The following is a 19,728-nucleotide window of genomic DNA, read 5'->3' as shown; positions in this document are numbered from 1 at the left end:
CTCCACCGGTGCAAGTAGTAACTGCACCATGTTGAATAGCGCCTGCGTGCGCGTGGTGATTCAATCGACAGGCACTTAACAAAAGGAGATGTGCATGGAATTTTTGAAACCCCTGAGTATTTTTACTTTTGGCGCCTACTCCGCTGCCGGCGTAGCTGCAATGATCGCTCTCTACTTCCTCTTCTACGGGGCGCGATGCATGGACTTGTGGATGAAGCGTCAGCCAATGCCTTCTGACCGCGTTTGGGCATATGTCGTCATTGCCGCAGTGCTGGGTCTTATTGCTGGTAGCTTTGTTCAAGGGTTAGCAGACATCTACGCAGGGTGCGCGGCCTACGGACAGCCTGTAGGGCCATGCCTATTCCAGCAGATCGTCCAATAGGCAAACAGTCGAACCTGATTGGTTGGCGCTTTCGATCGCCTCCCAGTCGGGTTGCTTGGTTGTCATTCAGCTTTCTCTCATTGCATTGATGGCTGATTGCCGGTATTTGTAAAATCCCAAAAAGTGAGGGAACACCCATGAGTAGCGTTACCGAATCAGTAATCGGCGCAAGCAAAAATGACACCGATAAAACACCCAAAACCGCTAGGGCTTACGCTGTAGCGGCGGCACTTGAGGTCATTGCGCTATATGCAAGCAGCGGGAATCCTAAATTCAGCATGAGAGACCAGATGAGCAAGCTCTCTGACTATGCAGACATGATCCAAGAAGCCCTGAAATTGAAGTGACCCGCCAGTGCCGCGCTAACCTGCGGCACACCTACCCTTCCCCGCCGTCCAGCAACACATCAATCAGCTTCTGCTCGCCCAGGCGCATTGCGCCCAAGCACTGCAGGTCATCGCATTTCGGGCCAAGACCGAACACGGTCACCTCTCCCTTCGCTCCGATCAGCGTCAAGGCGCCTACGGTGCATTCGGGATGCTCGCCAGCGTCCAGGTCATCAGCAATCTTGCGCAGTGTCTTGGCGGTGTCGCGCCACCCCTCGCGCTTGAGCTCAACAATCTTCATGCTCATGCAGTCACCTGCTGTAGCCACTCTTCAATGATCCGCCGCACCACTGGCTCGGTCAGGATGGCGGATGGCTTGGCGCCCTTCGCGACATCATCCAGCAGGGATAGGGGAATGACGTGAGCGGCGTCACTGGCATGCACAACCAAATGCGGCTGCTTGCTCTCGATGTCTACTACTTCACCCATGTTCACTCCCGCGCCACAAAACGGCGCATGTCGATTTCGTGGTGCGGTGGACTTATCCTATCCGCGAATGAATTACCCCACAGGGATCGGGATGACCAAGCTAACCAAGATTCGTATTGCCCTCACGCTCGGTGCGATCGTAGGAATCGCTCCTGTGACACTGATCTTCATATGGGGACTAATCTATTTGGTCATAGCCATCGTCTATACGGATAAGATTGCCTTGCCAGTGACGATAATCGCCATCTCTGTACCGAGCCTATGGGGGTGCTGGAAATCCTATGCAGCCGCAATGGCGAGCAAGCCCAGGCACCCACGTGACTGGCGAGTTATCGCGTCAGTCATTGTCGCCACTTTCTGGGCCTTCCCATGCAGCGCGGCAATGAGCTGGGATCTCACGATCCTATTCACCTTCCTCATGCCGGGATTGACTGCAGCGATCATGCTCGCCGTGACCGAGTGCCGCGCTCGCAGGAATGGTCAGAACGGCAAGGTTACGGCGATACCCGATTGAGGGCCTCATCAGCCTTGTCGGCTGCCTTGGTCGCGGTAGTCGCCGCCTTGGTGGCCTTCTCGGCTGCCGTGCTGGTCTTCCGGGTCAGCTCATCCAGGCGATGGTCACGCTGCAGTGTGGCCTCGTCGTAGGCGGCACGGATCTCGGCGACCTGCTGGCGGTAGGAATCTGCCAGCGCCCACTGCCCGAGCTGGAAGCCGAAGAACACCCCGCCGGTGACCAGCAGCATCGCGATGAACCACACCTCCACCCGACGCCACCAATGGCGAGCCATGAATTGGATTGCGCACTTGTCCATCAGGTAGTCCCTCCGAGCTTGATGCGCAGGCGGGCGATCTCGTCGCTTTGCAGCGTCACCCGCTCTGTGAGGCTGGCGACCTGACTGGTCAGGGCTTCGATCTTCCCTTCCATGCGGCCGACGGTTGCGGCCAGGTCATTGCGCTCTTTGGCGAACTGGTCGGCGCGGGCCTCGGCAAGCTTGCGGGCCTCGCGCTCGGAGTCGAGGAGTTCATTCAGCCGGCGCACGGTGCCGATGTCGGCGTTATCCATTGCGCGGTCAGCAGCGTCCTTGGAGAGGAACTTGCGCAGCCAGAGGAAACCACCCAGCAATACGGTGCCCGTTCCGCCCAGCCAGGTAGCTGTGCCTGGGCCGAGGTCGGTTGGGTCCATTTGCTTGCTCCGTACGTGAGAATTGTGCTCCGGCGTTAAACCGGCCGGATGCTTGCCCCCGGAATCCCTAGGGGTTAAAAGGAATGTTGGCCGATCTGGCTTCGCTAGAATGAACTAGTAAATGCCCGTCAGTAACATCTATGTGGTCGCTTATCACCTCCATGGAGAAGCTCGCGAATTCATCGTCCGCGCCGAGAGGATGGATAACGCTGAGGCCTGGCACTGGGCTGCCTGCGAAGCCGGCGTTGGAGTCATCCCTAAGTTCACTGCTTCGGATATCAGAAAAGTCTCTCGGCCTGCTGCTGAGCGCTTCGGCATAACTGACGTCCAATGGCGGAGGTCCGGCAACCTATGAAATACCGCATCGACTACAACCTCAAAGGCCATACCAGATTCTGGATATGCGATTGGTCTAGCACGCCGAACGAAGACAATGTGCTGACCGCTCTCCTCCGTCTGCATGCCCCCGCTGACCCCTTGTCTGAGGCGCGCGCGCCGTGCCGCTTATCACATGATGATCTCCGCATTGCGGTCGCAGATTTGGGTATCTCGGATGTACGCATTGAGGGGGATGATTAGCTATGCCGGGGCACCCAGGCCGACGCTGGCAAGTACGCCGGTCACTGCGAGGGCGCCGGTACTTGGCTCGGCCATAGGTGGTGCTCCAGAAACAAAATGACCCGTCGAACTGGCGAGCCCTTGGATACGTGAAAAGATGGCCCCGTGCTATCGTCGAGTTTCCACACAAGACGTTTCACGGAGCGAAAAACGATGAAGGTAACCCTCAAGTGCGCCAAGTGCGGCAGTGACAAGTTCGAGGTTCCGGCTAGGCCGAACAACAACTCGAAGGTCACCTGCGGCAAGTGCGGCGCTGTCGAGACTTACGGAAAGCTCATGAAGGCTGTGGGCGACAAGGTCACGAAAGACTTGCAACGGCAGCTCGGGAAACTTTTCAAGTGACTTGAGCGCTTCAGCCAGAGGGCGCAGGAAGTCAGCGGCGCCCTCAACCTCTACGGCGAGTTGTAGCTTTTCCATACAGCCTCCAGATACGAAAAAGCCCCGGCAAATGCCGAGGCTTCAATAAAAAAACCCGGCCTTTCGACCGGGTATCCCGAACTACCTTGCCGACCCGTGTTGCCACGGGCATGTGCAGTTCGGGTGTCAATACTGCCACGCAATCGCTTCAACCGCCACGTCAGCTGGGGGCGCGCGTCACTGGTAAACCGTAAAAGCTCAGTGCAGATAGGGTTTCACGCCTGCGGGGCGGGAACTTCATCAACGCTGATGCAGTGCTCAATTTCGGTGATCTTCACAAGGGCCTGCTCTGCGAGCGGATAAGCGCCAAACACCCGACCTTGGTAGAACACAACCCATACGAACTCTACCGGTTCAGAGCCACCGAAAGTGCGAACCAGATCTTGGAACCTCTCAGCCAAGTCATCGAAATGCATCTGCGCCATGCCACGCAACACCATGCTGAACGCTCCTTCACTCAAAGCTGCATTCTGCGCTCAGTGAAATGTGTGGGCAACTCGGGGCTTGATTTCAAGGGTGCAGAGGGCCGGTGCTTACCCGGCTTGACGGGCTGGATCGCTGGGTCGCGTACCCCAGCCTCTCATCGCGTAACCGATCAGGGAGCGCACGGCTTTGATCGATGCCACTACCGACTTAGCCCAGCTGCCTGGGCGGGTCATCTGCATAACGAAAAAGCCCAGCACGATGGTTGGGCTTTAGAAACGAAAAAGCCCAGCGCTGTGGCCGGGCTTTCGCGTGGTTCTCATCAAGAAGACGCAGAACCGCAATGTGGTGAATTAGATTCTCATTTTCTCACCGCGTCAAGTGGATTCTGCAATGAGACCTGCCTCGCTCAGAACCACCGCTGCTGAGGCGAACGCCCTGTCCAGTTCATGCTTGAGCCAGCGCCTGATATCTGACCTCCATCGGTACAGTGTTTTCTCAGGGGTGGGCGAGTCGAGATTGTCCCAGGTGTGAAGCACCATGAACCCATCTGGCAAGTTGGTGACCGCCCAGGCTGTCACGCACTTCTGCCGGAACAGCCAATGGGCCTTACCCGGCGCAGCCCTGGCCACGTACTGAATGGCGAGCGCCCTCTCCTGCTGGAGCGACTTGCTGTTGTCTACCTTGTAGAACGCTTCAAGCAGGTTCCAGTGCAACGGCAACAGCACCCTACGAAGCAGCGACCGAGTCATGGCGTCCTGCGTGAGCTGGTCGAAGCGATCCAGGGGGCAAGGATTGTCACTCTTGCCCGGAGAGGATCCTGGAGGCTCGTACTTGCCCTGCCACGCCGCCCCCTTGTGGAGCGATATGGCGTCCAGGGTCATGGCCCGGACCACGCCGTGTTCGGCGTCACGGTAAACGCTCATGCAGCCCTCCGGATTCGGCGAGGTGGTGGGTTGTCATCCAGTCCCAGCAGGTCGCGCAGCAGGCGATCGGCTACTTTGCTCTTGGCGTTCCCCTCCTGCACCCAGCGCTTGCAGTACTCGCCGAACTCAATGTCCACCCGGGTGGCGTGCCAACTGGCGACGATATCGAGCAGGCAAGCTAGAGCGGCGGGGCCGCCAAGCTTCTCTTGGGCCAGGCCTTCACCAGCGATCTTCAGGAACTTGCGCTCGTGCTCTTGCATGCTCTTTCGCGGCAGCGCCGCAGTAACTCTACTCATCGTGCGGAACTCCATACGTGCAGAATTTCACCGGGGCACTTGTCGGTGCGCACCTCGATCGATACAGCCCTTGCCCAAGACCGGTAGGCCTCAGCAGGCGAGTCGCCAACGCCAGCCCATGGATGGGATTCGGCGACGCACCACCAAGCCCCCTTGCGGCCCGTGATCTTCACCTTTGGCAGCCGGCCGGTGAATCCGACCTTGTGAGACGCCAGCCAGGCCTGGGCAGCGGGCCAGATGATCGCCTGCTCCGGCGCTGAGAACTTCGAAGTATGTCCGCTCGAGCGCTCGCTCAGGCCGTAGTCCTCGTTGGCTACCCACAACACAAACCCAGTCGGCGCGTGCTTGAGCGTGTACCCTTTGTGCTCCCAACCCCAGTCGCCTGGGAAGTCGCGCAGTGAAGCGGCGATGCGCTCGGCCTCGGGATAGCGCTTAACCTCGACCACTTGCAAGCCCGGCGGTAACACGGCAATCCCGTCAGTGATCTTCACCTCGGGCTGATACCCTTTCGGCTCGTGCACCGGCGCCAGCAACCTGGCAAACAGCTTGAGCGGGTTCACTTGCCCACCCCCGACGCCGCGCGCGCCTCAGCGATGCGTACATACCCCATGAACTGGTCGGCCGGGAGTGCTTCCTTGATCACATCGAGGATGACCCGATCCAGGTGCTGCTGGGTTTGGGTCTTGGCCTCCTTGCGCAACTGGCCGCACCGGTACAACAGGCGGGTGCGGTCATGGTTGATGTGCTTGAGCGCGGCTCTGGCCCGGTTGTACCAGCTGCGGTCGTATGGTCGCCCTTGGGTCGAGCTCTCCTGAGCCTGGCTCAGCGCGAGCTCCAGGCGAATCGAGTCAGTGACCAGTCGCTCATGCAGAGCTTCGCATTCGGCCAAGGTAGCAGGCAGCTCGATTGGCCCGTAGGCGGCGCTGCTGGTTACCCTGGTGGTGGGGGAATGCCCGTTTTCCAGCATAGAATCACGGCTGGAGCCCCGTGGCTCCTGGCTTGCGACGGTGGTGGGCTTTTCGGCGGCAGCGCGCTTGGTCACAGTCACCGAGACGACCGGGGTTGTGGATTTGCGGGCGCCATCGCGCGGCCCGAAATTAGAAGGAATCATGCTGTGCTCCTTTGGTGCGGTGGCGGCCGGCAAATGTCCTGCCTATTTCGACTTCTTCGCTGCTTGGCTGATACCCGACCAGCTCGGCAAACCTGTGGTACGCACCCTGGTGCTGAACACGGCAGAAGCCGGTCTCCCCGTGGCGGTTCTTGTCCACGATCAGTTCGGTGACGCCTGACTGCCCTTCCTCGGATTCGCTGTCTCGGTGGACCAGCACCACCACATCAGCGTCGGCTTCGATCTGGCCAGAATCGCGCAGGTCGCTCTTGGTCGGCCGCTTGTTGGCCCGGTTGGCCGGCCCGCGGTTGAGCTGCGCCAGCACCATCACCGGAACCCCGAGTTCCTTGGCCAAACGCTTGATCGACTTGCTGATGTCGGTGACCTGCTCGTACCGGCTGGCCGACTTGCCCTCTCCGTTGATCAGTCCGATATAGTCCAGCGTGACAGAGCCCAGGCCGTGCTCGCGCTTAACCGTGCGGCAGATCTGCCGGATATCTCGCATCGTCAGGGAGGCGTCGTCGCAGAAGATCAGGGGTGCCCCGTTCAGCCGGCCGACCGCAGAAGTCAGGCCCGGCCAATCGCTGTCCGCCATCGAGTGCCCCTCGGTGATGTGCTTGAGCTGCACGCTACCGACTGACGCCAACGAGCGGTTTGTAAGCTCCACATCCGTCATCTCGAGGCTGAACACCAGCGAGGTGGACTTGGCCACAAGCGCCACTCGCTCGGCGATACCCAGGCCCAGGGTCGTTTTGCCGCTACCAGGGGCGCCAGCAATCACCACCATGTGCCCCGGGCAAATACCAGGGATGAACTTGTCGAGAGATGGCAGTCCAGTGTCGAAGCCGAGCACCGCCTCACGGTTGAACCTACGGTCAACTCCATCGATGGCTTCTGGCAGAATCTCCCCGATGAACCGATAACGCTTGCGCGAATCGACCCCTTCCGCCTCCAGGGAAACCCAGGCCTGCTGCCCCTGCGCCAACACTTCGTCCAGCGGCTCCCCGTCCTTCAGGCGCTCCGTCATGATGTGAGCCGCGGCGATCACGCGGCGAGCCACCGATCGCTGCTTCACGATCCGGGCGTACTCCGCGAAGTTGGCGACGCTCGGGGTGTTGTGGGCGATATGGGCGGCCACGGCCAGCGTGCTGCTCCCATCCGCCAGGTTCGGACGGGCATCCGAAAGCGTTACCACGTCGATCTGGCGCCCCTTCGACTTGAGCGCCAGCAGCAGCTCGAACAGCTCGGCGCAGTCAGGCTGGTAGAAATCACCGACCTCAAGCTTCACGTCATCGATGAGCGCCGACTGGTGAATCATTGCGCCGATGAGGGCGTGCTCCGCCTCGGGGCTGTGCAGGCGCGATTCATTCTGCATGCAGTCCAGATAGTCCTGGCTAATCATGCGCCACCCCCAACTCGAGCAGAGCCCCAGGTGAAGGGCGCCAGCAGGCCACCGCTCTCACGCAGGCGGTCCATAGCCCGAGGCCCGATGTAGGACGGCAACTGGTCGCGGTCCTGATTGCTGACAAGGATCGTCGGACGCACAAGCTGATAGCGCCGGTCGATCACCTCATGCAGCAGGCTCGGCATGAAGTCCTTGCCTGGGCGCGGCGTGTGCATGCCCACCTCATCGATCACCAGCAGGTCGACAGCAGCCAGCTCGGCCAGCAGGTCGGACTTCGAAGGCCCGGCATTGCTGCGGAAGCTGTCCGTCACGGCCTGCATGATCGCCTCGGCGGTGACAATCAGGCCCTTTGCACCGTATTTCCGCACGACGTACTGGAGGATGGCGCATGCCAGGTGGGTTTTACCGTTCCCGACCTCACCCAGCAGCATCAGGGCGCGCCCAGCCCGGTAGTGTTCTTCGAACTCCTCGGCGTAGCGCCGGCAGATAGACTGGGCGCGGACCTTGGCTGATTCGGCATTGGTGATGAAGTTGTCGAACGTGCACCCACGGAAGCGCGGCGTGATGCCAGTGGCAAACAGGTCGCGGTTCAGCTCATCGGCTTCCTTGGCTGCGTATGCAGCGTCCCGCACGCTGGTCTCACACTGGAGGTTCAGATTCTCCCATTGGCAGCGCGGGCAGCCGGTCTGCTTCCAGTCGCCATCGAACTGCTCGACCCGGGTCACCTTGTATTGGTCATGCCCAGGTACCGGGCAGTCAGCAGTGTGAGAGCCAGTTACCCGTGGCTCCGAGCTGAATTTAGATGAAGTCATCAGGGTACATCTCCTGGTGGTGGGCAGGTACTTGAAGGACGGCGCTTTGAGCGCCAGAGCTAGGCGCGCTCCAGGCGTTTTTCTTTAGCCGATCAAGCAGCCAGGATGTCTTGAATCCGCGCCAGCCAGCCGTCATTGCCTCAGCAATGGCCTTGTCAGCGTTGATTCCAGCTTCACGGCACTCGTCAAGCTCAGCCAGCACGGTGTTCCAGATCGTTACGTTGAGCGGCCCCTTGACCTTCTTCCGAAACTGGAAGTAATCACGGGCGGTTTGCTCGGTCAGATCAGGAGGTGCCAGTTCAAGCATTTGCTCCACCGTGAACCCGTCACCTCCCCTCTTACGGTTCTTTGATGGTTCACCTTTGGGTTCTATTACGGTTCTGGGTGAACGTGGTTCGGGGGTGTGGTGAACCTCGTTCGGGGGTGGTGGTGCATCTCCTTCGGGGGCGGGTGAACCTGGCTCGGGGTGAACCTCGTTCGGGGGTGAATATGCTTCGGGGGTTAGCGTGTACATCGTCGATCGGCCGTTACGGGCCTTCACTTCCAACAGATTTGCTTCACGCAGCCACTTGATAGCGGACTGAACGGCTCGGTCAGAAAGGCAGGTCCGCAATGCAATCCGAGGCACCGAAGGCCAGCAGACCCCCTCATCGTTGGCGTTGTCGGCCAGAGATATCAGGACGGCTTTCTGGGTAGCACTCATACCCTGAAGTGGCCAGCAAGTGCTCATGAGAATGGTGCTCACGGGTTAAATCTCCAGCTCAGCGGTCACCCGCTTGATGAATTCGTCGTAGCTCTCGGCCATCGCTAGGCCCTGGGCCTCCAGCGAGGCGCGGTAGTCCTTGGCAGATCCGTACAGCACCCAGCGCTCGCGCTCTGGCAGATACTTGAACTGGGAATAGGTAGGCCAGGGTCCGGCAATGATCGAGGCGCCAGCGTGCTGCTGGAGCGCCTGGGGGGTATACGGTCTGGTCATTGGAGGGTCTCCGATCCGGCACCGGTGATCTTCGTCACATGACCGGCCAAGTCCGTCAGCGAGCCACCGGCCAGACGCAGAACGAGTGAGCGAAGCGCTGTCACCGCATCCAGGGAAGACACTCTGGCCTCGGCCATTTCAAGCGCCTGGGGCGAGTGGTTGCTGATCGTCTCGAACACCTTGTCGGCATAGTTGAACGACGCGCTGGCGAGCTGCAGAGTGGTCAGATGGTCGAAAACCTCGGGCCGCAGTGGCTCGCGCAGAGTGTTGACGATCGGAATGCTGAAGGTTGGCGGCTCACCCCCCTCCAGCAGATGCCGACGCTCCTGCTCAAGGTGCTCGCCACACACGACCGATGCATCATTGCCGGTCTGCCGCTCGAACAGAACGCTCAGCGCCAGGCTCGCACCGACCAGGCCGACATAGGTTTCGTCGTACTCGCGGATCTTGGCGCCGTCGCTGACCACCTCGATTGCGTCCATGACGGCCTCGAAGGACAACAACATCAGAGCCGCATTGGAGAAGCTCTCAAAATAGGCCTTGTTGATCACCTTGCTCATTGGGCACGCTCCAGACGCTCGACCAGGCCGCGCAGCCGGCGCTTGAGCTTCGTCGTGAGGGCGCGCTGATCGAACCAACGGCTGTACGCCCCTTCGGTGAACTGGATCACTCCGCGATACGCCGGGTCCTCAAGGTCGAAGCGGGCGCGGTCGCCATTACCTGGGCGACCATGAGCCCGGAAATAGGTCGCATACATCACACTCAGTTCGCGCTTCAGGGCGTTGCGCAGTATCTCGGCCTGTTGGAACTCAACGGCCGCTTCAGCAATCTGCTCCATCAGCTGCTGGTAGGTTGGTTTGGCTTTCATTCGTGTTCTCCAGCAGCGCCGAACAGCTCGGCCAGGTCAATTTGGTAAACGTCCATCCAGGCGCCAGCGGGCCAGGAGCGAACCGTGCCGAAGGTGGGATGGATGACTTTGGGTGCAGTGATGCCACGCGCCGTACACCACTTGCGCAGCGGCACGTAACCGGCAGTGCCGAAGTTGCGGCGGGTGGCCTTCTCGACCGCGACCACGGACGCCTGGCGAGTGCCGAGGCCAAGCTGCTCCTGAAGCTGTTGAGCCCTGCGCACCGCGGCGGATGCGGTGGCCATGGCCGTGGCTTCGCGGCGAGTGCCGATCTCGGCCTTGGTGGCGATCGCATGGTCACGCTGATCCAGCGCAAGCTGCTCCGAACGTTTCGAGGCCAGCAGGTGCTCCAGAGCCTCAATGTAGTTCTCGGGCATGGATGACCCGGCCCGGTTGCGCTCTTGGACTAGCTCCCAGAACTCACGAACCAGCTTTTTCTTGAAGGCCCGGACGATCTCGGAGTTACGCATGTAGGTGAGTAGCAGCGTGGCCTGCGGCTCATTGAGGATGGCGAACTCTGCTGGTGTGCCCCCGCCTTGCGGGCGCGTCACCACATGGATTTCAAATCCGACTGGCCCAAACTCCTCCAGATCGGCTTGATAGGTGCGAGCCAGCTTGATAACGCTGGCGTGGTCGTTCCGAGTACCCTTGGCGATGGCAAGGGTGGTGGTGACGACCTGGCCGTCCTTGATGGTGACCAGGTTCATACAGCACCTCCAGAGCGCGGAGATGGAAAAGGCTTCTCTTCTGTTGCGCTGTAGGAGCCATCAGCTTGGCGCGTGACGAAAACGGCACGACCAACTCGAATGGCTTTACTGATCGCAGCCTGCTGTACGCCAAGGTCACGGGCAGCTTCATGTTGACGACCCGCTGCAAACACCTTCAGGGGTAGCCGATCTGGACATGGCGCGCCACGCTTTGACGCGGACGGCTTTTGTGGCGCGGAGCTATCCAGGCGCCCACGTAGCATCTCCCGCGCATAATCGAAGTCATTGGTCTGAACCGAGATCGCGTAGATACCCAGATCAAGAAGGCGTGCCGTCTCCGTGTCCCGGCCTGCACCGACGCGGGCAGCCTTCAAAAGCGCCTCAAGCTGGTTGATGGTGTCAACCGCTGCGGCGAGCTGGTCAATTGCATCGTGCGCGACTGCTGCTGCAAGGTCGCGAGAATCAGCGATTCCAATGCTCATGCAGCACCTCCAGCCGGATCGACGCCAGCGTGAGCTGAGTAGACGAGCGCCAGAGCGCTCTCAGCGGCGTAGTACACGAGAGTGGCGTGATGAGTAACGGACTGCTCCTGCATCAACTCGCGCAGGCCAGCGACCACTGCCTCCAGGCGATCAGTAGCAGCATCCAGAGCTTCATGCAGCGGTATCCCGCCCGAGGCTTCCAGCACATCGTGGAGACCGTAAGTAGCGAACGGGCTGGCAAGGGTTTGGGGGTGCTTGCTCATGCCGACACCTCCGCACCACAAGCTGGCGAGGTTTTGTTTTGTGGCGCGGGAACTTCTGCCAGCTCGAAGGCCGTAACGCTTGAGTCGATCAGTGCCTTCGCCTGGCTTGCTAGGGCCCGGATTGCAAAAGCCACGTGGCAGCTTTCTTTGATCTGAACAAGCTGACCAAGCAGGTCTTCGACTGAAGACAGGCTTGCACTAGCCAAGTTGAGGGCGTCGGCGCAACTGACGCCGGGCACTGTTGCGAAGAAGAATTCCCGGCCGTTCTGGCCGAACGTGCTGGAGGAGGTTACAAGTGGCGAGGTCATGGCTGAACCTCCCACTTCTCCAGGGCGACCTGCGCGCTACGGCTCAAGGTATTCGCAGCATCAGCCAAGAACGCCAGCGCCTTGAGCTCATTCACTCGAATGTCCTCTCCAAGGTTGGCTGCAAGCGCAAGTCTGTGCGTGAGCTGGTGTATGCCCTCCGTGAGCCCCGCGGCCAGGGTTAGCCCGTCCATAAAATTAACGTCGGCATTGATGCGAAAGACCGCATCGCCCTCGAACTCATGGGCACCGAAATCCATCGGGCGCAGCAGGGGTAGTTGCGCTGCAAGTGGGGTTTTGCTATTTTTTGGGTGCGACATATCGTTCTCCTCGAACGAAGATTCAAAAAGTCCCTTGCCGGGGACGGTTAAAGAGCCCGCCTGTGAAGCGGGCTTTTTGTTGCGCGCGATTCAGCCGCTCAACAAAAACAGGGATGGGCAGACCTTCATGGCAGCGCCTGCTTTTTGGGATTGGTGTTGGGGGCGTCGAAGCCCAGGGTCATTTGCACCAACTGACGACCGCGCTCGACCTCAGCGATCAGGATTGGTTTTTCACGCTTCCAGGCATTCAGTGCACGACCGGCGGCACTCGCTACGTCTTTGTGATCGTCAAATTTCTTGCAGGCGCGGTTTAGGGTATCCATCGCAGACAGGCTGCCCCGAAGAAGCGCGTCGATCTGCTCGTCAACCCAGAGCTCAAAGTCTACGGACAGCCATCGTGAGAACTTCACAGCGAGCCGTGGATGAATCCATGTGCCGCTATCCGGGGAGTTGCCTCGACGTGATGTTACGAACGTAATGCGGGATTTCCCCGCATTACTAGTTGAGGCACTGGCGGCCAGCTTTTCGAGATATTCACGGGTGGAGGCAAGACGCAGCCACTCATTCGGAACCTTTCCAAATCGTGCTGCGGCGCGGGTAGCATTGATCCAGCCATCCAGATTGAACTGCACCGGTTCGCCCTCGAATGGCAATGAAATTACGTTGCTCACTGCGCACCTCCGATACTGGATGGATCAACAGCCCTACCGGTGGAGCTGTATTGCCGAGGGTCTACCTGTACATTTGTTTCCCATAGGGGCGACTTGGCATTACGCTTTGGTCGCTTGGGGAGCGTCCACTGGATGTCTGGGCGAAGCTCAAAACGAGTAACGACCCCGTCGGTTGCTTCTTCGATTTGGATAGCCCGCTCGGCGGTTACAGACCGATCACCCGAGACGAGGCGAGACAAGTAGGAGGCGGTCACACCAAGCCGCAAGGCGATGATTTTCTTTCCGCCCCTGGGCAAGGTTTCTAGGAAGTCGGCCAGGTTCATTGAATTTACCTAATGGTGCATTTTCGCCCTAGCTTACTCAGAAAATGTACCAATTCAAGGTAATTTCCCTAATGGGAAATAAAAGGTACATTTCAGACATGGAAATCAAAGACATCCGGCGCCACCGCCTTCATAAACTCCTTCTCACAATGTTCAGCGGACGCAAGTCCTCTCTGGCCGAGGCTATTGGCAAGCCTGCTTCGTACGTGTCAAGGCTGTTTTCAGACAATCCCGCCCACTCAAGGAACATTGGAGAATCCATGGCGCGGGATATTGAGAGATCGCTGGGGATCGATCCTGGTTACCTCGATACCCCTCTCACAAAGCTTGAGGCTGGCGGGGCATGGGACCCGGCGACCAACCCAGATGCGATCTCGCCTGTTCACTTGGATATCCCAGTTCGTCTCGCCCAAAAGATCGAGAGATACAGCGGGCATGTTGATATCCCAGTGATGGATGTCGAGGCGTCGATGGGTCCAGGGCGCTTCGCCCCCGAAACCGAGGTTGTGGCCAGCAGGATGTCTCTTGAGGTCGAGTGGCTGCGCCGAACAGTCACCATGACCGAAATATCGAATTTGAGAATCATCACCGGGATGGGCGAGTCGATGTTTCCGACTATCAAGCATGGTGACCTGCTTCTGATCGACACTGGTGTGGATTCAGTTTCCTACGATGCTGTCTACCTGATCGCCATGAGCACGTCGCTGCTGGTAAAGAGAATTCAGCGGGAGGTGGATGGGATTCGGATCGTGTCCGACAACCCAAAATACAAAGAGATCATGGTTCCCGAGGATCTAGAGGAGCGGGTTCAGATCTTGGGAAGGGTGGTTTTTGTGTGGAGTGGAAACAGAGTCTGAACCCTGCTGGTAAATGGCCCGCCGTCGAGCGGGCTTTTTTTTGGGAAAAATATTTACCAAAAAGGATTGACCAAAATTATCCAATTGGTACTCTTTGCCACATTAACCAACGGCAAGGAGCTACCACCATGACCACCTCGACCTCGATCACCGTCGGCAACTGGCAGGGCCTCCTCGGCCATGGCGCAGCTCCGCGTGAGCTGGAGTGCCTGCTGGCAATCGCAGGCGGGGCTTCGGGGAAAGAAGCTGCTCGTCTATTGGGGGTCAGCGAGGACGGCATCAAAAAGCGCTTGATGTGCCTGGGTACCAAGTGGGGCGTAACTCGTCGAGCGGCCTTGGTTGCCGAAGCCTTCCGTCGAGGTGTCATCAGCCCGGCTACCACCGCTCTGGCCCTACTAATGGCCATCCACGGAATGATCGGTGACGACCAGATGTTTCGAGTGCGCCGAGGCGGAAATAGCGAGCGCCGGGTCGAGCTTCGCGTTGCGGCGCGTAGGGTTGAGCAATACCAGGTAGCGGCTTAGTCGGCGTCGAGGGCTTTCCAACGAGAGCCCTGCGCGGTGACCAACCAGCACAGCGAATGGATGCGCAAGCGATGGCTCTATTCGAGGAGAAACTGGATGACTGATTTGATTTTGACCGAGGCCGACTACCGCGAGCTAGTGAGCTGCGACGGCGACGAGCCGACCGCTGACTCGGTGAAAGTGGCCAAGCGTTTCGGAAAGCGCCACGACAACGTGTTACGCGCCATCGATAACGTCAAATGCTCGGCAAAATTCCGTCTCCTCAATTTTGAGGAGATCTTTTACCACGACGAGTACGGCCGACCTCAGCGAACGTTCAACATGACAAAGGACGGCTTCACCTTCTTGGCCATGGGCTTCACCGGCGAAAAGGCCGCTGCCTGGAAGGAAGCTTTCATTGAGGCTTTCAACCGTATGGCCCGTGAGTTACAGGGCCGCTCCCTGTCGTTTGAACAACAGCGGCACCTGCTGATGGCTGAGTTCAAGCAGGAGAAGGGCCTGGCGAGTCTTGCAGGGAAGACGATGCGCCGATGGCAGCTCAAGAAGCCTGCCATTGAGGGAAAGATCATCCAGCTTGAAAAGGATGGGCAGCAGGTACTGCAGCTTCACTGATATGTCGGGCGTAACTTCCGCCCAAGTAACACCGCAACTTCACTCGAAAGCCAAGTTACTCGGCGGGCTATCGGCTTGCCTGAAAAAACCATAGGTGATGAAAACCATCACCTTTCCGATTAAAAAAGGAGATCCACATGGAGCATGCCCCACTGATCGGCACCATCAACGTCACCCTGGCCATGCCGCCAGCAGTCAGTCCCGCCGCATCGGCCCTGTTCGGCGCCCTGCTCAGCGCCGCGAAGGAGCCTGCGCAGGCCCAGGCTGCAGCGCCGAAGCTCACCCCGCCTGCGATCGGCGAATACTGGCCTGGCCAGGGCGGCATCTACGCCGGCATTCGCCAGTACGCCGAGGGTCTGTGCCATGTGATCTTCGCGGCTCAAGACGTAGGCAAGCACGCCTATGGCGAGCACGGCACCGAGGTCGAGGCCACCAGCCGGACCGATGGTCGCCAGAACACGCTCGTACTTACCGGACGCAACGGCTCTCACCCGGCTGCCGGGGCAGCCTTCGGCTTCACCTGCGACGGTCACAGCGACTTCTACCTGCCTGCCATTGCCGAGCTGAGTCACGCCTGGGCCAACATTCCCGAGCACTTTGAGACTGAGTGGTACTGGTCGAGTTCGCAGCGCTCCGCCAGCAGCGCATTCAACGTGGACTTCGCTGATGGCTATCAGGGCTTCAACGTCAAGGACGACGAGCTCCGTGTCCGCCCCGTCCGCAGATTCCTTCAGTAATTCATTCCTTCCACTGGGGCGACAGCCCCGGTGCCACTACCAGTCACAGGGAGTTTGATCATGCTCATTCTCAGTCGTCATGCAGGCGAATCTATCCAGATCGGCGACAGCGTCACTGTCGTTGTCTTGGGTATCAAGGGTAACCAGGTTCGCTTGGCCATCGAGGCGCCGAAGGGAATTGCGGTGGATCGCCAGGAAATCGCCGTGCGCAAAGCTGCTGGCATCCCGCGCCCAAATGCGCCAGCCCCAACGCCACCTGATGAGCCAGAGCCGCTCTACGCGAATCGCACCGAGACCGAATGGCGGCAGTTGCTGGCCGATGAGCAGGCGGAACGCGAAGCTCAGCCCACGGGGGTGAGCCATGACGCAGCCTGATCGCATCACGCTGGTGCTGCGCCCCGCCAAGGGCGGCACCCTCGAACACATTCTGCCTTTCGTCAAGCTCGACGCGCACGTCTACATCGGGCGTGGACTGGCCGTGGTCGCCGGCACCAGCGAGGGCGACCTGCAGGCTGAGTGGGAAACCAAGGCGCAAGAGCTTGGCCGGGAGCGCGAGGAGCACGGGCACGCCATGGAGTACTGCGAGCGCGCCCTGGGCATGCACCCATTGTTGGTGGCGCACGCTCGCGAGATGCATGACCTCCTGCGCCTGATCAATATCAAAGTCGGCGGGCTACGCGCCGTCTGCGATCACGGTGGCGACCCAAGCGAGCAGATGTGGGAGGAGTTCGACACCGCCCTCGATGCGATCTGGCCACTGCTGGGGACGCTTGCGCCGACATTGACCGAGGAGAAGTCCGAGACTTCAGGAAGGTTCAGCATCGACGAGCACGTCAGCCTGGCCAACGACGCGCGCCGGTACCGCTACCTGCGTGATCGCGAACGCTTGGAAGATCCTGATCACGACCTGCTGGTGGTGCGCGGAAACAAGTGGTTCTGCACTGAAGAACTGGACCGTGAGATCGACACGGCGCTGCGCCTTGAAGCCTTGCAGCAGCCGGTGGTGCTGGAGCAGCAGCCATGAGCCGCGCATCCCTGCTGTTGCAACTGTGGGAGGCCCTACAGCAGCGTCAAACCACCTTCGGCCAGGTGCTGGACTTGTCTGCCGCGTGCGGCCTGGATGGACGCCGGGTGCTGGCCGATCACTTCCGGAGGCTGCCATGAGCAAGCGTCGAGCAATCACCCCGGCTGCCCTCCCCGCTGTCGGCCAACCCCTGGGCGGCGGCTTCTTCGCAGGTCGGATCTTCTTCGACGGCGCCGAGCATGCGGTGATCGATTCAGGCCGAGAGCTCGAAGTCGCTGCCCACTGGTGGCAAGAAGAAGGCCCGCGCCCGCGCATCCGTGGGGCAACGTCGCGCTTTGACGGGATGGCGAACACCCAGGCCATGGCCGCCGAGGGCAGCGCCATTGCCCGCAAGGTGCTGGGCATGAACATCCGTGGCACCTGGGGCTGGCACATCCCGTCGATCGAGGAGCTGCAGGTGCTGCGCTGCAACCTGCTCCAGCTCGAAGGCTGGGGGCGCGCCGGTGACGTTCCAGATCACGATGCCGATCAGGCATTTGGTTTGCGTGAGTACTGGAGCAGCAGCCAAAAGTCCAACGCCGCCACGGCCTGGTGCCTGCACATGCTGCCCTGGTGCGTGCCCGACACGAACTGGGTGAGCAAGTGCAAGGGCATCCGCCCGGTGCGAACCCTCCTGATCAGTCAGGAGGCCTTCGTGCACGCGCCATCGACAGACACGCCACTCACCGAGGCGGATCTGCGCGGCCTGGCCAACCAGCAGGCGGTGGCCACCGTGCTCGAGCGTTTCGTGAACGAAGACGCCGGGAAGTTCTACGGGCGCACCGAGGCCCTGGTGGCTGAGCTGGCGGCGCTGGCGGGAGGTCGGGCATGAGCGCCGTGATCGAGGTAACCCAGAACAAGAACGGGAGCTGGACGGCTCGCGGTTCCCGCCCAGGCATCTACGCCGAGACAACCTGCGCCACCCGGCACCAGGCCGTTGTAGCGCTCGACAAGGCACTGCACGCATTCGATCAGAAGGCGACTCAATCATGATCCAGACCCTTATCTCCACGGCCATCAGCGCCATCATCAGCCTGTCCCTGCTGTTCGGCGGTGCCCAGCTCAGCCGCTTCGCCTTCTACGTCGCCGTGGCGCTCAACGCCATGGCCTGGATCGGTTGGGCATCTGGGGTCGTAGCTGGCGAAGTTGGCGAGCGGATTCTGCGCTACTGGTGGATCAGCTTGCCCAGCACTGGATTCCAGCTCTACGCGCTGATCTACAGCGACCACCCGATGCTCGCGGCGTCGTGCTTCTTGGTGTCGTTCTTTATCGTCGCTGCCGCCGCGCGGGCTACAGGGGTGCTGTCGTGACAGATTGGCGTGACAACCAGAACCTGACGCGCTAGCCGAAGTGGAGGCGACCCATGTTCATGACATCAGATGAGGTGGCCGATATGACCGGCTACGTCAGGGCCAAGGAGCAGATCAGGTGGCTTGAGGCGGAGAGGTTCGGCTACGTGCTGGATGCTGACGGCAAGCCAAAGGTGCTGCGACAAGTAGTTATTGCTCGCCTTGGCGGGCAGGTCGAACACAAGAAAGGTCCCGAGCTAAGGCTTGGGTAGGGGCAAGAGCGATGAGACCACGAAAGAAAGACCGGCACCTACCGCCGTGCATGTACATGAAGCACGGGGCTTATTACCTGGTGCGAAAGGGAAAGTGGGAGCGTCTGGGTAGCGACTATCAAGACGCTTTGCTGGCCTATGCCAGGCTGGTGGGAGGGAGCGGAAAAGGCGGGATGGCAAAGCTGATTGATGAGGCGCTGGATGCAATGAAGCACCGACTGGCCGACAACACCGTCAAGCAGTACGAGGCTGCCGCTGCGCGACTCAAGGAGTACCTCGCCGAGTTTGAGCCGCGCCAGGTCCTTCCGCGCCATGTTGCCAAGCTGAAACTGCACATGGCGGACACGCCGAACATGTCAAACCGCGTGATCTCGTTCCTGCGGATGGTCTTTGCCTATGCCCTGGAACAGCAGGTGGTTGATTCAAACCCATGCATCGGCATCAAGCGGCACGCCGAAAAGAAGCGCGACCGATACATCACTGACGATGAGTTCTCGGCGATCTGCGCCGGCGCGTCAGATTACATGCGCTCTATTTTTGAAATGTGCTACCTGACCGGCCAGAGAATTAGTGACGTGCTATCAATCCGGCTGGCCGATATCTCCCCTGCTGGCATAGCTTTTGAGCAGCAAAAAACCGGGGCAAAATTAGTCGTGGCCATGAGCCCTGACCTGGAAGATCTTCTCGGACGGATTAAAGCGCTACCCCGGCGAGTGCGCGGGCTGACCCTGTTCTGCGCAAGGTCTGGCGGCAAGCCCGTCTCCTATGAAACGGTAAAGCAAGCATTCAGATCGGCTTGCGTGAAGGCAAACATAGAAGGGGCAACCATCCATGACCTGAGGGCCAAGTCGCTGACCGATACCGACCGACAAGGAAACGATGCGCAAAAGCTTGGCGGCCACACCGACCCCAAAATGACAAAGCGGTACCTTCGACTGAGGGAAATCGACATCGCTCAGCCGCCAGCAATGCCACGAAAAAGCCTGTAGTATTAGACAATTCGCAACTGTCTAATAGACACACAGCTGCAAGGCC

At 59.8% G+C, this 19,728-nt stretch carries 38 protein-coding genes and 2 pseudogenes; 17 read left to right on the top strand and 23 right to left on the bottom strand.

What is annotated here, in order from left to right; genetic code table 11:
* Nucleotides 1-94 precede the first annotated feature (94 nt).
* Together KH389_RS06295 and KH389_RS06290 are read left to right on the top strand one after the other, a co-directional pair.
* Complete coding sequence (locus tag KH389_RS06295; protein WP_078479687.1) at nt 95-382, top strand: hypothetical protein; 288 nt, start codon at nt 95-97, stop codon at nt 380-382.
* 137 nt (nt 383-519) lie between these two features.
* On the top strand, nt 520-729 hold the full coding sequence (locus KH389_RS06290; RefSeq protein WP_213085958.1) for a hypothetical protein: 210 nt from the start codon (nt 520-522) through the stop codon (nt 727-729).
* Nucleotides 730-760: 31 nt separating this feature from the next.
* Here KH389_RS06290 and KH389_RS06285 read toward each other — a convergent pair whose 3' ends face one another.
* Nucleotides 761-1,015 (bottom strand): hypothetical protein, encoded by a 255-nt coding sequence (locus tag KH389_RS06285; protein WP_210014814.1) that lies wholly within the window; start codon nt 1,013-1,015, stop codon nt 761-763.
* The gene (locus KH389_RS06280; RefSeq protein ID WP_210014815.1) at nt 1,012-1,197 is read right to left on the bottom strand and encodes a hypothetical protein; all 186 of its coding nucleotides are present in this window, start codon (nt 1,195-1,197) and stop codon (nt 1,012-1,014) included. The genes KH389_RS06285 and KH389_RS06280 overlap by 4 nt, the downstream gene beginning before the upstream one ends.
* Nucleotides 1,198-1,288: 91 nt before the next feature.
* Here KH389_RS06280 and KH389_RS06275 point away from each other — a divergent pair, with 91 nt between their 5' ends.
* On the top strand, nt 1,289-1,711 hold the full coding sequence (locus tag KH389_RS06275; protein ID WP_088514742.1) for a hypothetical protein: 423 nt from the start codon (nt 1,289-1,291) through the stop codon (nt 1,709-1,711).
* Here the strand turns inward: KH389_RS06275 and KH389_RS06270 are convergent.
* Entirely contained in the window at nt 1,692-2,009 is a 318-nt protein-coding gene (locus tag KH389_RS06270; protein WP_054915222.1) for a hypothetical protein, read from the bottom strand. The genes KH389_RS06275 and KH389_RS06270 overlap by 20 nt on opposite strands.
* On the bottom strand, nt 2,009-2,380 hold the full coding sequence (locus tag KH389_RS06265; protein WP_095064330.1) for a chemotaxis protein: 372 nt from the start codon (nt 2,378-2,380) through the stop codon (nt 2,009-2,011). The genes KH389_RS06270 and KH389_RS06265 overlap by 1 nt, the downstream gene beginning before the upstream one ends.
* 121 nt (nt 2,381-2,501) lie before the next feature.
* On the opposite strand from KH389_RS06265, the gene KH389_RS27250 reads away from it, so the two are divergent.
* Both KH389_RS27250 and KH389_RS27690 read left to right on the top strand, forming a co-directional pair.
* Entirely contained in the window at nt 2,502-2,735 is a 234-nt protein-coding gene (locus tag KH389_RS27250; RefSeq protein ID WP_009685285.1) for a DUF6555 family protein, read from the top strand.
* A gap of 416 nt (nt 2,736-3,151) precedes the next feature.
* Nucleotides 3,152-3,340 (top strand): ECs_2282 family putative zinc-binding protein, encoded by a 189-nt coding sequence (locus KH389_RS27690; RefSeq protein WP_420831955.1) that lies wholly within the window; start codon nt 3,152-3,154, stop codon nt 3,338-3,340.
* A gap of 290 nt (nt 3,341-3,630) precedes the next feature.
* Here the strand turns inward: KH389_RS27690 and KH389_RS06255 are convergent, their stop codons facing one another.
* The 19 genes and pseudogenes from KH389_RS06255 to KH389_RS27685 all read right to left on the bottom strand — a co-directional run bounded on the left by KH389_RS06255 (nt 3,631) and on the right by KH389_RS27685 (nt 13,339).
* Nucleotides 3,631-3,855, bottom strand: coding sequence for a hypothetical protein (locus KH389_RS06255; protein ID WP_054915224.1), 225 nt, complete (start codon nt 3,853-3,855; stop codon nt 3,631-3,633).
* Nucleotides 3,856-4,215: 360 nt separating this feature from the next.
* Nucleotides 4,216-4,764 carry a hypothetical protein gene (locus KH389_RS06250; protein WP_213607055.1) on the bottom strand — a complete coding sequence of 183 codons (549 nt, stop codon included), beginning with the start codon at nt 4,762-4,764 and terminating at the stop codon, nt 4,216-4,218.
* A complete protein-coding gene (locus KH389_RS06245; protein ID WP_213607054.1) occupies nt 4,761-5,060 on the bottom strand; it encodes a hypothetical protein in 300 nt (99 codons plus the stop codon). Before KH389_RS06245 ends, KH389_RS06250 begins: the two co-directional genes overlap by 4 nt.
* Nucleotides 5,057-5,620, bottom strand: coding sequence for a hypothetical protein (locus tag KH389_RS06240; RefSeq protein ID WP_244988686.1), 564 nt, complete (start codon nt 5,618-5,620; stop codon nt 5,057-5,059). Before KH389_RS06240 ends, KH389_RS06245 begins: the two co-directional genes overlap by 4 nt.
* The gene (locus KH389_RS06235) at nt 5,617-6,171 is read right to left on the bottom strand and encodes a hypothetical protein (RefSeq protein WP_213607053.1); all 555 of its coding nucleotides are present in this window, start codon (nt 6,169-6,171) and stop codon (nt 5,617-5,619) included. Before KH389_RS06235 ends, KH389_RS06240 begins: the two co-directional genes overlap by 4 nt.
* On the bottom strand, nt 6,158-7,570 hold the full coding sequence (locus tag KH389_RS06230) for a replicative DNA helicase (RefSeq protein ID WP_213607052.1): 1,413 nt from the start codon (nt 7,568-7,570) through the stop codon (nt 6,158-6,160). The genes KH389_RS06235 and KH389_RS06230 overlap by 14 nt, the downstream gene beginning before the upstream one ends.
* Nucleotides 7,567-8,298 carry an ATP-binding protein gene (locus KH389_RS06225; protein ID WP_244988685.1) on the bottom strand — a complete coding sequence of 244 codons (732 nt, stop codon included), beginning with the start codon at nt 8,296-8,298 and terminating at the stop codon, nt 7,567-7,569. Before KH389_RS06225 ends, KH389_RS06230 begins: the two co-directional genes overlap by 4 nt.
* Nucleotides 8,299-8,371: 73 nt before the next feature.
* On the bottom strand, nt 8,372-8,692 hold the full coding sequence (locus tag KH389_RS27560) for a hypothetical protein (RefSeq protein ID WP_338053215.1): 321 nt from the start codon (nt 8,690-8,692) through the stop codon (nt 8,372-8,374).
* A gap of 297 nt (nt 8,693-8,989) precedes the next feature.
* A pseudogene (locus KH389_RS27555) lies at nt 8,990-9,088 on the bottom strand (helix-turn-helix domain-containing protein); the annotation flags it as partial.
* 45 nt (nt 9,089-9,133) lie between these two features.
* Complete coding sequence (locus tag KH389_RS06215; protein ID WP_213607050.1) at nt 9,134-9,361, bottom strand: hypothetical protein; 228 nt, start codon at nt 9,359-9,361, stop codon at nt 9,134-9,136.
* On the bottom strand, nt 9,358-9,921 hold the full coding sequence (locus KH389_RS06210; RefSeq protein ID WP_213607049.1) for a hypothetical protein: 564 nt from the start codon (nt 9,919-9,921) through the stop codon (nt 9,358-9,360). Before KH389_RS06210 ends, KH389_RS06215 begins: the two co-directional genes overlap by 4 nt.
* Nucleotides 9,918-10,229 (bottom strand): hypothetical protein, encoded by a 312-nt coding sequence (locus KH389_RS06205; protein WP_213607048.1) that lies wholly within the window; start codon nt 10,227-10,229, stop codon nt 9,918-9,920. The genes KH389_RS06210 and KH389_RS06205 overlap by 4 nt, the downstream gene beginning before the upstream one ends.
* Nucleotides 10,226-10,975, bottom strand: a complete 750-nt coding sequence (locus tag KH389_RS06200; protein ID WP_213607047.1) for a Rha family transcriptional regulator — start codon at nt 10,973-10,975, stop codon at nt 10,226-10,228. The genes KH389_RS06205 and KH389_RS06200 overlap by 4 nt, the downstream gene beginning before the upstream one ends.
* Nucleotides 10,972-11,457, bottom strand: a complete 486-nt coding sequence (locus KH389_RS27550) for a Cro/CI family transcriptional regulator (protein ID WP_338053204.1) — start codon at nt 11,455-11,457, stop codon at nt 10,972-10,974. Before KH389_RS27550 ends, KH389_RS06200 begins: the two co-directional genes overlap by 4 nt.
* Nucleotides 11,454-11,720, bottom strand: a complete 267-nt coding sequence (locus tag KH389_RS06190; protein WP_213607046.1) for a hypothetical protein — start codon at nt 11,718-11,720, stop codon at nt 11,454-11,456. The genes KH389_RS27550 and KH389_RS06190 overlap by 4 nt, the downstream gene beginning before the upstream one ends.
* Entirely contained in the window at nt 11,717-12,028 is a 312-nt protein-coding gene (locus KH389_RS06185) for a hypothetical protein (protein ID WP_213607045.1), read from the bottom strand. Before KH389_RS06185 ends, KH389_RS06190 begins: the two co-directional genes overlap by 4 nt.
* A complete protein-coding gene (locus tag KH389_RS06180) occupies nt 12,025-12,345 on the bottom strand; it encodes a hypothetical protein (protein WP_213607044.1) in 321 nt (106 codons plus the stop codon). The genes KH389_RS06185 and KH389_RS06180 overlap by 4 nt, the downstream gene beginning before the upstream one ends.
* Before the next feature lie 125 nt (nt 12,346-12,470).
* Complete coding sequence (locus KH389_RS06175) at nt 12,471-13,016, bottom strand: KilA-N domain-containing protein (RefSeq protein ID WP_213607043.1); 546 nt, start codon at nt 13,014-13,016, stop codon at nt 12,471-12,473.
* Nucleotides 13,013-13,339, bottom strand: a complete 327-nt coding sequence (locus tag KH389_RS27685; protein ID WP_213607042.1) for a transcriptional regulator — start codon at nt 13,337-13,339, stop codon at nt 13,013-13,015. Before KH389_RS27685 ends, KH389_RS06175 begins: the two co-directional genes overlap by 4 nt.
* 98 nt (nt 13,340-13,437) lie before the next feature.
* On the opposite strand from KH389_RS27685, the gene KH389_RS06165 reads away from it, so the two are divergent.
* The 12 genes and pseudogenes from KH389_RS06165 (at nt 13,438) to KH389_RS06110 (ending at nt 19,682) form a co-directional block, all read left to right on the top strand.
* Nucleotides 13,438-14,196, top strand: coding sequence for a S24 family peptidase (locus KH389_RS06165; protein ID WP_213607041.1), 759 nt, complete (start codon nt 13,438-13,440; stop codon nt 14,194-14,196).
* 128 nt (nt 14,197-14,324) lie between these two features.
* Nucleotides 14,325-14,720 carry a helix-turn-helix domain-containing protein gene (locus KH389_RS06160; RefSeq protein WP_213607040.1) on the top strand — a complete coding sequence of 132 codons (396 nt, stop codon included), beginning with the start codon at nt 14,325-14,327 and terminating at the stop codon, nt 14,718-14,720.
* Between the two features lie 96 nt (nt 14,721-14,816).
* A complete protein-coding gene (locus tag KH389_RS06155) occupies nt 14,817-15,332 on the top strand; it encodes a Rha family transcriptional regulator (protein WP_213607039.1) in 516 nt (171 codons plus the stop codon).
* A gap of 137 nt (nt 15,333-15,469) precedes the next feature.
* Nucleotides 15,470-16,069: an Lcl C-terminal domain-containing protein gene (locus KH389_RS06150; RefSeq protein WP_213607038.1), complete on the top strand. Its 600-nt coding sequence runs from the start codon at nt 15,470-15,472 to the stop codon at nt 16,067-16,069.
* 60 nt (nt 16,070-16,129) lie between these two features.
* Nucleotides 16,130-16,279, top strand: a pseudogene (csrA, locus tag KH389_RS27245) (carbon storage regulator CsrA); the annotation flags it as partial.
* 151 nt (nt 16,280-16,430) lie between these two features.
* On the top strand, nt 16,431-17,093 hold the full coding sequence (locus KH389_RS27240; RefSeq protein WP_244988683.1) for a hypothetical protein: 663 nt from the start codon (nt 16,431-16,433) through the stop codon (nt 17,091-17,093).
* On the top strand, nt 17,090-17,233 hold the full coding sequence (locus KH389_RS06135) for a hypothetical protein (protein ID WP_213607036.1): 144 nt from the start codon (nt 17,090-17,092) through the stop codon (nt 17,231-17,233). Before KH389_RS27240 ends, KH389_RS06135 begins: the two co-directional genes overlap by 4 nt.
* Complete coding sequence (locus KH389_RS06130) at nt 17,230-17,964, top strand: hypothetical protein (RefSeq protein WP_213607035.1); 735 nt, start codon at nt 17,230-17,232, stop codon at nt 17,962-17,964. The genes KH389_RS06135 and KH389_RS06130 overlap by 4 nt, the downstream gene beginning before the upstream one ends.
* The gene (locus KH389_RS06125; RefSeq protein ID WP_213607034.1) at nt 17,961-18,125 is read left to right on the top strand and encodes a hypothetical protein; all 165 of its coding nucleotides are present in this window, start codon (nt 17,961-17,963) and stop codon (nt 18,123-18,125) included. Before KH389_RS06130 ends, KH389_RS06125 begins: the two co-directional genes overlap by 4 nt.
* Entirely contained in the window at nt 18,122-18,442 is a 321-nt protein-coding gene (locus tag KH389_RS06120) for a hypothetical protein (RefSeq protein WP_213607033.1), read from the top strand. The genes KH389_RS06125 and KH389_RS06120 overlap by 4 nt, the downstream gene beginning before the upstream one ends.
* 53 nt (nt 18,443-18,495) lie before the next feature.
* Nucleotides 18,496-18,693: a DUF4224 domain-containing protein gene (locus KH389_RS06115; RefSeq protein ID WP_213607032.1), complete on the top strand. Its 198-nt coding sequence runs from the start codon at nt 18,496-18,498 to the stop codon at nt 18,691-18,693.
* Nucleotides 18,694-18,704: 11 nt separating this feature from the next.
* Nucleotides 18,705-19,682, top strand: coding sequence for a tyrosine-type recombinase/integrase (locus KH389_RS06110; RefSeq protein WP_213607031.1), 978 nt, complete (start codon nt 18,705-18,707; stop codon nt 19,680-19,682).
* Nucleotides 19,683-19,728: the final 46 nt, after the last annotated feature.

The organism is Pseudomonas qingdaonensis (genome assembly GCF_018398475.1).
In the GTDB taxonomy this organism is placed as follows: Bacteria; Pseudomonadota; Gammaproteobacteria; order Pseudomonadales; family Pseudomonadaceae; genus Aquipseudomonas; species Aquipseudomonas palmensis.
This window is presented reverse-complemented; position numbering and strand designations above follow the sequence as displayed.